Genomic DNA, 13,013 nt, shown 5'->3' on the forward strand with positions numbered 1-13,013 from the left:
TAAAATGCCAGAATAATAATTGTGACCATTTTTGCTATAAATTCTTTTAGGTTGTATAATTATTGGTTGAAATGGCTACGATGCTAAAATAATAGTTCATCACGCGTAAAATGAGGTTTTCTTTGAAAAAACCTTTTTCTTTTTGTCTTACAGCAAGGCTGGCTGCCCTGCTATAAGAAGTATATAGGCAACTAAAACGCTTGATTTGAGGGGTGAATCAGTTGGTAGGTCAACTAGTTCAGTACGGACGACACCGCCAGCGCAGAAGCTATGCGCGCATTAGTGAAGTTTTAGAATTACCAAATCTCATTGAAATTCAAACATCCTCCTATCAGTGGTTTCTTGATGAGGGCTTGAGAGAAATGTTTCAGGATATTTCTCCTATTGAAGATTTTACTGGTAATCTTGCATTGGAATTTATCGATTACAGTCTCGGAGAACCGAAATATCCGGTGGATGAGTCTAAGGAGCGCGATGTAACTTATTCTGCTCCGCTTCGAGTCAAAGTCCGTCTTTTAAATAAAGAGACTGGAGAAGTGAAGGATCAGGAAGTATTCATGGGCGACTTCCCGCTTATGACTGAAACAGGAACATTTATTATCAATGGAGCAGAGCGCGTTATCGTCTCCCAGCTTGTTCGTTCTCCAAGTGTTTACTACAGCGGAAAAATGGACAAAAACGGAAAGCGCGGTTTTACTGCTACCGTTATTCCGAACCGCGGGGCTTGGTTGGAATATGAAACAGATGCAAAGGATATTGTATATGTTCGTATCGACCGCACACGCAAATTGCCAGTGACTGTATTGCTGCGTGCTCTCGGGTTTGGCTCTGATCAAGAAATCATTGACCTTATAGGTGATAACGAGTACATCCGCAATACTCTGGAAAAAGACAATACGGAAAGCACCGAAAAAGCACTTATTGAAATTTATGAGCGCTTGCGTCCGGGCGAGCCTCCGACAGTCGAAAATGCCAAGAGCTTGCTGATTTCCCGTTTCTTTGATCCAAAGCGCTATGATCTAGCGAGTGTTGGGCGCTACAAAATGAACAAAAAGCTCCACACGAAAAATCGCTTGTTTGGACAGCGTTTAGCTGAAACTTTAGCAGATCCAGAAACTGGTGAAATCATTGCGGAAAAAGGCACACTTCTTGACCGCCGTGCACTCGATAAGATTATACCGAACCTGGAAAATGGTGTCGGCTTTAAGGTTTATCGCCAATCCGGCGGGGTAGTGGAAGAGGATATCGTTGTCCAATCCATTAAGATTTATGCCCCGAACAGTGAAGATGAAAAAGTGATTAATATCATCGGGAATGGTTTCCCTGATGTGAATGTCAAACATATTACACCAGCTGATATCATTTCATCCATCGGCTATTTCTTTAACCTGCTGTATGGTGTGGGCGACACAGATGATATTGACCATCTTGGTAACCGCCGCCTTCGTTCTGTCGGCGAATTGCTCCAAAATCAATTCCGTATCGGATTGTCCCGTATGGAGCGTGTTGTTCGCGAACGGATGTCCATCCAGGATACGAATACGATCACACCGCAGCAATTGATTAACATCCGTCCGGTGATTGCTTCAATCAAGGAGTTCTTTGGAAGCTCCCAGCTTTCACAGTTCATGGATCAGACGAATCCGCTGGCTGAATTGACGCATAAGCGCCGTCTGTCGGCCCTTGGACCTGGTGGATTAACGAGGGAGCGCGCCGGCTTTGAAGTCCGTGACGTTCACTATTCCCACTATGGCCGCATGTGTCCAATTGAGACGCCGGAGGGACCAAACATCGGGCTGATCAACTCACTTTCCACTTATGCGAAGGTGAACCGTTTCGGCTTTATTGAAACACCTTACCGGAAAGTAGATCCTGATACTGGCCGGGTAACCGACCGGATCGACTACTTAACAGCGGATGAAGAGGATAACTATGTAGTCGCTCAAGCGAATGTTCGTCTGAATGAAGACGGTTCGTTTGCCGACGAAGAAGTAGTAGCCCGCTTCCGAAGCGAGAACACCGTCGTTAAACGTGAGCGTGTGGATTACATGGACGTTTCTCCGAAGCAGGTTGTATCGGCTGCGACAGCATGTATCCCGTTCTTGGAAAACGATGACTCCAACCGTGCATTGATGGGTGCGAACATGCAGCGGCAAGCTGTGCCTTTGATGCAGCCGGAAGCGCCAATTGTCGGTACTGGAATGGAATACGTTTCAGGAAAAGACTCTGGAGCTGCCGTCATTTGTAAACGGGCTGGAATCGTTGAGCACGTAGAGGCTAGAGAGATCTGGGTCCGCCGCGTAGAAGAGGTGGATGGAAAAGAAATCAAAGGGGATCTTGATAAGTACCGTCTCCTGAAATTCATCCGCTCTAACCAAGGTACATGTTACAACCAGCGTCCGATTGTCAGCGTAGGTGACCGTGTGACAAAAGGAGAAATTCTTGCGGACGGTCCATCCATGGAGAAAGGTGAACTTGCCTTGGGCCGAAATGTTATGGTCGGCTTTATGACATGGGATGGTTACAACTATGAAGATGCCATCATCATGAGTGAAAGACTTGTGAAAGATGATGTTTATACATCGATTCATATTGAAGAATATGAATCAGAGTCACGTGATACAAAGCTTGGACCGGAAGAAATCACCCGCGATATTCCAAACGTCGGAGAGGATGCGCTTCGCAACCTTGATGAACGCGGAATTATCCGCATCGGAGCCGAGGTAAAAGACGGCGATCTTCTCGTCGGAAAAGTAACGCCAAAAGGTGTCACAGAGCTGACGGCAGAAGAGCGGCTTTTACATGCGATCTTCGGGGAAAAGGCGCGTGAAGTGCGCGATACATCCTTGCGTGTGCCGCACGGCGGGGGCGGAATCGTCCTTGATGTGAAGGTGTTTAACCGTGAAGATGGCGACGAATTGCCACCGGGCGTAAATCAGCTTGTTCGCGTATACATTGTTCAAAAACGTAAAATCTCTGAAGGAGATAAAATGGCCGGACGCCACGGAAACAAAGGGGTTATCTCCCGGATCTTGCCGGAAGAAGACATGCCTTTCCTTCCAGATGGCACACCGATCGACATTATGTTAAACCCATTAGGGGTACCTTCACGGATGAACATCGGACAGGTAATGGAGCTCCATTTAGGTATGGCAGCCCGTTATTTAGGAATGCATGTAGCAACCCCTGTATTCGATGGAGCAACGGAAGACGATGTATGGGAAACAATTGAAGAATCCGGCATGTCCCGTGATGCGAAAACCGTTCTTTATGACGGACGCAGCGGAGAGCCGTTCGATAATCGTGTATCTGTCGGTATCATGTATATGATCAAACTTGCTCACATGGTTGACGATAAACTTCATGCCCGTTCAACAGGTCCTTACTCTCTTGTTACCCAGCAGCCGCTTGGAGGAAAAGCTCAATTCGGCGGTCAGCGTTTCGGAGAGATGGAGGTATGGGCGCTTGAAGCTTATGGTGCTGCTTATACACTTCAAGAAATTCTTACTGTCAAATCCGATGATATTGTTGGTCGTGTGAAGACATATGAAGCGATTGTCAAAGGTGAAAATGTTCCAGAGCCAGGCGTTCCGGAATCATTTAAAGTCTTGATCAAAGAGCTTCAAAGTTTAGGAATGGACGTTAAGATTATGTCCGGCGACGATCAGGAAATTGAAATGCGGGATTTGGAGGACGAGGATGACATTCAGCAGGCGGATACATTAAACATCGCTCCTGAAGAAAACCTGTCCGAAAAAGTAAGTTCAACGGATTAATTTATTAGCAGGCCGGGGAATTTCATCAGCTTTCTCCGGCTGTCTTTCATAGATAGCAGTTTAAGCATACTCGTTAGAACCTGTAGACTGAAAGGGAGGTAGGCCCCTTGCTAGATGTAAACAATTTTGAATACATGAAAATCGGTCTGGCGTCACCGGATAAGATTAGATCTTGGTCATACGGTGAAGTGAAAAAACCGGAAACGATTAACTATCGTACATTAAAACCAGAAAAAGACGGATTGTTTTGTGAGCGTATTTTCGGACCTACGAAAGACTGGGAATGTCATTGTGGGAAGTATAAGAGAGTACGCTACAAAGGCGTTGTCTGTGACCGCTGCGGCGTGGAAGTGACAAAAGCGAAAGTCCGCCGCGAACGCATGGGCCACATTGAATTGGCAGCTCCTGTTTCGCACATCTGGTACTTTAAAGGCATTCCAAGCCGCATGGGACTTGTGCTCGACATGTCTCCGCGTGCTCTAGAAGAAGTGATTTACTTTGCTTCTTACGTTGTTACTGAAGCTGGAGATACAGCGCTTGAAAAGAAACAGCTTCTCTCTGAGAAAGAATACCGTGCATATCGCGAAAAATACGGCAACAAGTTCCAAGCGTCAATGGGTGCTGAAGCGATTAAAAAACTTCTTCAGGACATCGATCTTGAAAAAGAAGTAGACTTTTTGAAAGAAGAGTTAAAAAGTGCACAGGGCCAGCGCCGTACAAGAGCAATCAAGCGCCTGGAAGTCATTGAAGCATTCCGTCATTCCGGAAATCACCCGAGCTGGATGATTCTCGACGTGCTTCCTGTTATTCCGCCGGAACTGCGTCCAATGGTACAGCTTGATGGCGGCCGGTTCGCAACTTCTGATTTGAACGATTTATACCGCCGGGTGATTAACCGGAACAACCGCTTAAAGCGCCTGCTGGACCTTGGAGCTCCAAGCATTATCGTTCAAAACGAAAAACGGATGCTTCAAGAAGCGGTAGATGCCTTAATCGATAATGGCCGCCGCGGCCGTCCGGTGACAGGACCAGGTAACCGTCCATTAAAATCACTTTCACATATGCTGAAAGGAAAACAAGGCCGTTTCCGCCAAAACTTGTTAGGAAAGCGTGTGGACTATTCCGGCCGTTCCGTTATCGTTGTAGGACCGAACTTGAAAATGTACCAGTGCGGCCTTCCGAAAGAGATGGCATTAGAATTGTTCAAGCCGTTCGTTATGAAGGAATTGGTTGAAAAAGGTCTTGCTCATAATATTAAAAGCGCAAAACGCAAAATTGAACGCGTACAGCCGGAAGTATGGGACGTGCTTGAAGAGGTCATTAAAGAGCACCCTGTTCTTCTAAACCGGGCACCGACTCTTCACCGTCTAGGTATTCAGGCATTTGAACCTACGCTGGTAGAAGGGCGTGCGATCCGTCTTCATCCGCTCGTTTGTACAGCGTACAACGCGGACTTTGACGGTGACCAGATGGCTGTTCACGTACCGTTGTCAGCAGAAGCGCAGGCTGAGGCCCGGATGCTGATGTTGGCAGCTCAAAATATCTTGAACCCGAAAGATGGTAAACCGGTTGTTACGCCGTCTCAGGACATGGTATTAGGTAACTATTACTTGACGCTTGAGCGCGAAGACGCAATCGGCGAAGGCATGATTTTTAAAGATGTAGATGAAGCGTTAATTGCCTATCAAAATGGTTATGTACATCTTCATACACGAGTAGCAGTCGCTGCTTCTGCTTTAAATAATCAAACATTTACCGAAGAACAAAACAAAAAGCTGTTAATTACTACAGTCGGAAAGATGATTTTCAATGAGATTCTTCCGGATACCTTCCCATACATCAATGAGCCGACAAACACGAACCTGGTCGTGAAAACACCAGAAAAGTATTTTGTCGAGCCAACAGAAAATGTTAAAGAACATATCCAAAAACAAGAGCTGATTGCTCCGTTTAAGAAGAAAATTCTTGGAAACATCATTGCGGAAGTGTTCAAGCGTTTCAAAATTACCGAAACGTCCAAGATGCTTGACCGCATGAAAGACTTAGGCTTTAAACATTCGACAAAAGCCGGTATTACAGTAGGTGTCGCCGACATCGTCGTATTGGGTGAGAAAGAACAAATCCTTAAAGAAGCACAAGCAAAAGTGGATAACGTCCTGAAGCAGTTCAGACGCGGTTTAATCACTGAGGAAGAACGCTATGATCGCGTAATTTCTGTCTGGAGTGCAGCGAAAGATACGATCCAAGGCAAATTGATGGCTTCATTAGATAAGCGCAACCCAATCTTTATGATGAGTGACTCAGGTGCCCGTGGTAACGCATCTAACTTTACGCAGCTTGCAGGTATGCGCGGTCTCATGGCCAACCCGGCTGGCCGGATTATTGAACTTCCGATCAAGTCAAGTTTCCGTGAAGGCTTAACCGTATTGGAATACTTTATCTCCACACATGGAGCGCGTAAAGGTCTGGCAGATACAGCTCTTAAAACAGCTGACTCGGGTTACTTAACTCGCCGTCTCGTTGATGTGGCGCAGGATGTTATTGTTCGTGAAGATGATTGTGGAACAGACCGCGGTCTGCTCATTCGTTCCATTAAAGAAGGCACAGAGATTATTGAACCATTAGAAGAGCGTCTCGTTGGCCGTTATGCAAGAAGAACGATTGCTCATCCTGAAACAGGGGAAGTAATCGCGCGGGAAAACGATCTGATTGATGAGGATATGGCTAGTGTCATCGTCAATGCGGGCATTGAGGAAGTGTGGATTCGATCTGCCTTTACTTGTAATACCCGCCACGGCGTATGTAAAAAATGTTACGGCCGCAACCTGGCGACCGGTCAACAAGTGGAAGTCGGCGAAGCAGTCGGCATCATCGCTGCTCAATCCATCGGTGAGCCTGGTACGCAGTTAACGATGCGTACGTTCCATACAGGCGGGGTAGCCGGGGACGATATTACCCAAGGTTTGCCGCGTATTCAGGAATTGTTCGAAGCGCGTAACCCGAAAGGTCAAGCGGTTATCTCCGAAATTGATGGTGTGGTTACAGCCATTAATGAAGGCCGCGACCGCCAGCAAGAGATCGTTGTCCAAAGCGATGTAGAAAGCCGCACATATACGGCTCCTTACACAGCTCGCTTGAAAGTGGCTGTCAATGATCAAGTTACCCGCGGCCAAGAGCTGACGGAAGGTTCTATCGATCCGAAAGAATACTTGAAGATCACCGATGTGGCTTCTGTTCAAGAATACTTGCTGCGCGAAGTACAGAAAGTATACCGGATGCAAGGGGTAGAAATCGGCGATAAGCATATTGAAGTTATGGTACGGCAGATGCTTCGCAAAGTGCGCGTAATTGATGCGGGTGAAACCGATGTGCTGCCAGGAAGCCTGCTTGAAATCCATCAATTCAGAGATGCCAATGAGCAAGCATTGCTTGAAGGTAAATTGCCGGCAACAGGAAGACCTGTTCTTCTCGGTATTACAAAAGCATCCTTGGAGACAGATTCATTCTTGTCTGCGGCGTCCTTCCAGGAAACAACTCGTGTCCTGACCGATGCTGCTATCAAGGGCAAGCGCGACGAATTGTTAGGATTGAAAGAAAACGTGATTATCGGAAAACTTGTTCCAGCTGGAACAGGTATGCAGCGGTACCGCAATTCAGAGCCGATCTTAGCGGCACCTGAAGAGTCTGTTACAGTAGAATGATAACGCACGCTAAATGAGGGGGGAGCGATCCTCTTCTCTTTAGCTGATTATTGGCCGGAGCCTGCTTCTTTGGCTCCGGCATAATAATTTATTTTCACAGTTGACATTTAAAAACATGAGTGATAATATAATCAAGGTGCTCCTATGAACCTTGTTACTTTGGAGGATGTTCACATGTCTTATGATAAAGTAGCGAAGGCGCAACACTTAGCGATAGGAACAAAACAAACAGTAAGAGCTCTTGAGAGAGATCAAGCCCAGCAAGTAATGATCGCTGCTGATGCCAGCCCCTTTTTGCGAAAAAAGGTGGAAGATCTGGCGAAACAAAAAGCAGTGCCGTTTACTTATGTGGATTCTATGCTGAAATTAGGAAAAGCATGCGGGATTGATGTCAAGGCAGCTGCTGTTGCTATTATTAATGAATAATGTTTTTGCATGAAAGTGCAAAGACTTTGTTTTTAATTAAAAATGGTCCACCTGGATGTGTGGGCTTAAGAAAAAGGAAGGGAGGATTTATATATGCCTACTATTAACCAGTTAGTGCGTAAACCTCGTAAATCAAAAATTTCTAAATCCAAATCACCAGCACTTAATAAAGGCTATAACAGCTTCAAAAAAGCGCAAACGGATATTAATTCACCACAAAAACGCGGAGTTTGTACTCGTGTTGGTACAATGACTCCTAAAAAGCCTAACTCAGCTTTGCGTAAATATGCACGTGTTCGCTTGAGCAACGGCATTGAAGTGAATGCTTATATTCCTGGTATTGGACACAACCTTCAAGAGCACAGCGTTGTGCTGATTCGCGGAGGAAGAGTAAAGGATTTACCAGGGGTTCGTTACCACATTGTCCGCGGTGCGCTTGATACTGCCGGCGTAGAAACTCGTCGTCAAGGCCGTTCTAAATACGGAATGAAGCGTCCGAAAGAAGCTAAAAAATAAAACCATTAACTATACTAAAGGAATTACATGAAAGGAGGATTTTACATGCCACGTAAAGGTCCTGTAGCGAAGAGAGATGTACTGCCAGATCCAATGTACAACTCCAAATTAGTTACTCGTCTCATCAACAAAATGATGATCGACGGTAAAAGAGGTAAATCACAAGCTATTCTTTACGCATCATTCGATCTTATCCGTGAACGTACGGGCAAAGATCCAATGGAAGTATTTGATCAAGCAATTAAAAACATCATGCCAGTATTAGAGGTTAGAGCACGCCGTGTAGGTGGTGCAAACTACCAAGTACCAGTTGAGGTTCGTCCTGAACGCCGTACAACTCTTGGTCTTCGCTGGTTAGTTAACTATTCTCGTCTTCGCGGTGAGAAAACAATGGAAGAGCGCCTTGCAGGCGAGATCCTTGATGCAGCTAACAACACTGGTGCTTCAGTTAAGAAGCGCGAAGATACTCACAAAATGGCAGAAGCAAACAAAGCATTTGCTCACTACCGCTGGTAAGATTACTTTTAAAATCATCTTAACTTAAGGAAGGAGAAAGACATACATGGCAAGAGAGTTCTCCTTAGAAAACACTCGGAATATCGGCATCATGGCTCACATCGATGCCGGTAAAACGACGACTACCGAGCGTATTCTCTACTATACAGGCCGTATCCATAAAATTGGTGAGACTCACGAAGGTGCGTCTCAAATGGACTGGATGGAGCAAGAACAAGAGCGCGGTATCACAATCACTTCTGCTGCGACAACTGCTCAGTGGAAAGGCCATCGTGTAAACATCATCGACACACCAGGACACGTAGACTTCACTGTTGAGGTTGAACGTTCCCTTCGTGTACTTGATGGTGCAGTAACTGTACTTGATGCCCAATCCGGAGTTGAGCCGCAAACAGAAACAGTTTGGCGCCAAGCAACTACATATGGCGTTCCGCGTATCGTATTTGTTAACAAAATGGATAAGATCGGTGCAGACTTCCTTTATTCTGTCGGCACAATCAATGACCGTTTGATGGCAAATGCACATCCAATTCAACTTCCGATCGGTGCCGAAGATGAATTCCGCGGCATTATCGACCTAGTTGAAATGAAAGCAACTTTCTACGGAAACGACCTTGGAACTGAAATCGAAGTAGGGGATATCCCTGAAGATATGCAAGACCAAGCAGAAGAGTACCGTGAAAAGTTAATCGAAGCGATTGCTGAATTCGATGAAGACATCATGGAAAAATACCTTGGCGGCGAAGAAGTAACAATTCCAGAAATCAAAGCCGCTATCCGTAAAGGTACAATCAACGTTGAGTTCTTCCCTGTACTTTGCGGAACAGCATTCAAAAACAAAGGTGTTCAATTAATGTTGGATGCAGTTATCGACTATCTTCCAGCTCCAACAGATGTACCAAACATTAAAGGTACTCTGCCAGACAGCGATGAAGAAGTTACTCGTCCTTCATCAGACGATGCACCATTCTCAGCTCTTGCATTTAAAGTTATGACTGACCCTTATGTAGGTAAGTTAACATTCTTCCGTGTGTACTCTGGTATTTTAAATTCAGGCTCATACGTACAAAACTCTACAAAAGGCAAGCGCGAGCGTGTCGGTCGTATCCTGCAAATGCATGCGAACTCCCGTGAAGAAATCTCTGAAGTGCATGCAGGCGATATCGCTGCAGCAGTTGGTTTGAAAGATACAGCTACTGGGGACACTCTTTGTGATGAGAAGCATCTCGTTATTTTAGAGTCTATGGAATTCCCAGAGCCGGTTATCTCTTTATCAGTTGAGCCGAAATCAAAAGGCGACCAAGATAAAATGACAACTGCTCTGCAAAAACTTCAAGAGGAAGATCCTACTTTCCGCGCAGAAACAAACCCTGAAACAGGGCAAGTTGTTATCTCCGGTATGGGTGAGCTTCACTTGGATATCATCGTAGACCGTATGCGTCGCGAATTTAAAGTAGAAGCAAACGTGGGTGCTCCACAAGTAGCTTACCGCGAAACTTTCCGTTCTTCTGCACAAGTAGAAGGTAAGTTTGCCCGCCAATCCGGTGGACGCGGACAATATGGTCACGTTTGGATCGAATTCACACCTAACGAAGAAGGCGCTGGTTTCGAATTTGAAAACGGCATCGTTGGTGGGGTTGTTCCGCGTGAATACATTCCGGCTGTTCAAGCTGGTCTTGAAGATGCATTGCAAAACGGTGTACTTGCCGGCTATCAATTGATCGACATTAAAGCAAGACTGTTTGACGGTTCTTACCATGATGTTGACTCCAGTGAGATGGCGTTTAAAATTGCTGCATCTATGGCATTGAAAAATGCGGCTTCTAAATGTAATCCGGTTCTTCTTGAGCCAATGATGAAAGTAGAAGTTGTTATTCCTGATGAATACCTTGGAGATATCATGGGCGACATCACTTCCCGCCGCGGACGCGTGGAAGGTATGGAAGCTCGCGGTAACGCTCAAGTAGTAAAAGCGTTCGTTCCACTTTCTGAAATGTTCGGTTATGCTACTTCCCTGCGTTCTAATACACAAGGTCGCGGAACTTATTCTATGCACTTTGACCACTACGAAGAAGTGCCGAAATCAGTTTCTGAAGAAATCATCAAGAAAAATAAAGGTGAATAATTGATTTATACTCTTTAATGAAGTATAAATACAATGTAAGCTTTGGTATCTTTGAAGACGGAATTAAGTTCCGCCTTCAAAGTCCCTATATAAATTAATTAATTTGACAATTCAAAGGAGGATTTCCTAATGGCTAAGGAAAAATTCGACCGTTCCAAAACACATGCGAATATCGGTACAATTGGTCACGTTGACCATGGTAAAACAACTTTAACAGCAGCAATCACAACTGTTCTTGCTAAAAAAGGCGGAAGTGAAGCACGTGGTTACGACCAAATCGACAACGCTCCAGAAGAGCGCGAGCGCGGTATCACAATCAACACTTCTCACGTTGAATATGAAACTGACAAACGTCACTATGCACACGTTGACTGCCCAGGACATGCTGACTACGTTAAAAACATGATCACTGGAGCTGCTCAAATGGACGGCGGTATCCTAGTAGTATCTGCTGCTGACGGCCCAATGCCACAAACTCGTGAGCACATCCTTCTTTCTCGTAACGTAGGTGTACCTTACCTAGTTGTATTCTTAAACAAATGCGACATGGTAGACGACGAAGAGCTTCTTGAGCTTGTTGAAATGGAAGTTCGTGACCTTCTTTCTGAGTACGATTTCCCTGGAGATGACGTACCAGTAATCAAAGGTTCTGCTCTTAAAGCTCTTGAAGGCGAAGCACAATGGGAAGAAAAAATCATCGAGCTTATGGACGCTGTTGATGAGTACGTTCCAACTCCAGAGCGCGACACTGACAAACCATTCATGATGCCTGTTGAGGACGTATTCTCAATCACTGGCCGTGGTACAGTTGCAACTGGCCGTGTAGAGCGTGGACAAGTTAAAGTCGGTGACGAAGTTGAAATCATCGGTTTAGCTGAAGAAGCTAAGAAAACAACTGTAACAGGTGTAGAAATGTTCCGTAAGCTTCTTGACTATGCAGAAGCTGGCGACAACATCGGTGCTCTTCTTCGTGGTGTAGCACGTGAAGACATCCAACGTGGACAAGTACTTGCTAAGCCAGGTTCAATCACTCCACACACTAAATTCAAAGCTGAAGTTTACGTATTGTCTAAAGAAGAGGGTGGACGTCACACTCCATTCTTCTCTAACTACCGTCCTCAGTTCTACTTCCGTACAACTGATGTAACTGGTGTCGTTAATCTTCCTGAAGGCGTAGAAATGGTTATGCCTGGAGACAACATCGAAATGAACGTAGAACTTATCTCTCCAATCGCGATCGAAGAAGGAACTCGTTTCTCTATTCGTGAAGGTGGACGTACTGTAGGTTCAGGCGTTGTATCTACAATCGAAAAATAATAACAGCTTGAAGAAAGCAGGCGGAAAAACCGCCTGCTTTTTTATTTGCTTCTTTCTGCTATTGATATACAGAGACAATGCGTGTATAATAGTAAAGGTGTGCTAGAGAAGAAATATAGTAAATATAGTTGCACACATCGAAAACTTCGTGTATAATCAATAACGTTGGTTTTTGACAGCGATGATGCAGAAGGTTGCTGACACACCCGGCCGCTTTGCCATGGCGAGTGTCGTCAGGATATTTCTGCGGAGAATGTCTATTAGCAAATAGGCGGAAAAGGAGGGAAAATAATGGCAAAAGAAAAAATTCGTATTCGTTTGAAGGCATATGACCACAGAATTTTAGATCAATCAGCAGAAAAGATCGTTGAAACAGCAAAACGTTCTGGTGCTAACGTATCGGGTCCGATCCCGTTGCCAACAGAAAAATCTGTTTACACAATCTTACGTGCGGTTCATAAGTACAAAGATTCTCGTGAGCAATTCGAGATGCGTACACATAAACGTTTAATCGACATCGTGAATCCAACACCACAAACTGTTGATTCATTAATGCGTTTAGACCTGCCATCAGGCGTTGACATTGAAATTAAACTTTAATTACTATAAAAAATTATTAATTCAGGAGGTGTGACT

Annotated in this window: 8 protein-coding genes; all 8 read left to right on the top strand. The window is 45.1% G+C overall.

Annotated elements, in window-relative coordinates:
* The first annotated feature begins 221 nt into the window (after positions 1-221).
* The 8 genes from rpoB to rpsJ all read left to right on the top strand — a co-directional run bounded on the left by rpoB (position 222) and on the right by rpsJ (position 12,977).
* A complete protein-coding gene (gene rpoB / locus B1A98_RS17180) occupies positions 222-3,776 on the top strand; it encodes a DNA-directed RNA polymerase subunit beta (protein WP_063384344.1) in 3,555 nt (1,184 codons plus the stop codon).
* Positions 3,777-3,883: 107 nt separating this feature from the next.
* Positions 3,884-7,477: a DNA-directed RNA polymerase subunit beta' gene (gene rpoC, locus B1A98_RS17185; RefSeq protein WP_063384343.1), complete on the top strand. Its 3,594-nt coding sequence runs from the start codon at positions 3,884-3,886 to the stop codon at positions 7,475-7,477.
* A gap of 174 nt (positions 7,478-7,651) precedes the next feature.
* Positions 7,652-7,903 carry a 50S ribosomal protein L7ae-like protein gene (locus tag B1A98_RS17190; RefSeq protein ID WP_041101795.1) on the top strand — a complete coding sequence of 84 codons (252 nt, stop codon included), beginning with the start codon at positions 7,652-7,654 and terminating at the stop codon, positions 7,901-7,903.
* A gap of 93 nt (positions 7,904-7,996) precedes the next feature.
* On the top strand, positions 7,997-8,419 hold the full coding sequence (rpsL, locus tag B1A98_RS17195; protein ID WP_041101793.1) for a 30S ribosomal protein S12: 423 nt from the start codon (positions 7,997-7,999) through the stop codon (positions 8,417-8,419).
* 45 nt (positions 8,420-8,464) lie between these two features.
* Positions 8,465-8,935 (top strand): 30S ribosomal protein S7, encoded by a 471-nt coding sequence (gene rpsG / locus B1A98_RS17200; protein WP_041101791.1) that lies wholly within the window; start codon positions 8,465-8,467, stop codon positions 8,933-8,935.
* 46 nt (positions 8,936-8,981) lie between these two features.
* Positions 8,982-11,060, top strand: a complete 2,079-nt coding sequence (fusA, locus tag B1A98_RS17205; RefSeq protein ID WP_063384342.1) for an elongation factor G — start codon at positions 8,982-8,984, stop codon at positions 11,058-11,060.
* A gap of 129 nt (positions 11,061-11,189) precedes the next feature.
* The gene (tuf, locus tag B1A98_RS17210; protein ID WP_063384341.1) at positions 11,190-12,377 is read left to right on the top strand and encodes an elongation factor Tu; all 1,188 of its coding nucleotides are present in this window, start codon (positions 11,190-11,192) and stop codon (positions 12,375-12,377) included.
* Between the two features lie 291 nt (positions 12,378-12,668).
* The gene (gene rpsJ, locus B1A98_RS17215; protein ID WP_019394071.1) at positions 12,669-12,977 is read left to right on the top strand and encodes a 30S ribosomal protein S10; all 309 of its coding nucleotides are present in this window, start codon (positions 12,669-12,671) and stop codon (positions 12,975-12,977) included.
* The last annotated feature ends 36 nt before the right edge of the window (positions 12,978-13,013 follow it).

Origin of the sequence: Pseudobacillus badius (assembly GCF_002189605.1) — a bacterium.
GTDB classification, from domain to species: domain Bacteria; phylum Bacillota; class Bacilli; order Bacillales; family Domibacillaceae; genus Pseudobacillus; species Pseudobacillus badius.

Coding starts and splice junctions, on each gene's coding strand:
- B1A98_RS17190 (WP_041101795.1), top strand. CDS start 7,652: ATGTCTTATGATAAAGTAGCGAAGGCGCAACACTTAGCGATAGGAACA.
- rpsL (WP_041101793.1), top strand. CDS start 7,997: ATGCCTACTATTAACCAGTTAGTGCGTAAACCTCGTAAATCAAAAATT.
- rpsG (WP_041101791.1), top strand. CDS start 8,465: ATGCCACGTAAAGGTCCTGTAGCGAAGAGAGATGTACTGCCAGATCCA.
- fusA (WP_063384342.1), top strand. CDS start 8,982: ATGGCAAGAGAGTTCTCCTTAGAAAACACTCGGAATATCGGCATCATG.
- tuf (WP_063384341.1), top strand. CDS start 11,190: ATGGCTAAGGAAAAATTCGACCGTTCCAAAACACATGCGAATATCGGT.
- rpsJ (WP_019394071.1), top strand. CDS start 12,669: ATGGCAAAAGAAAAAATTCGTATTCGTTTGAAGGCATATGACCACAGA.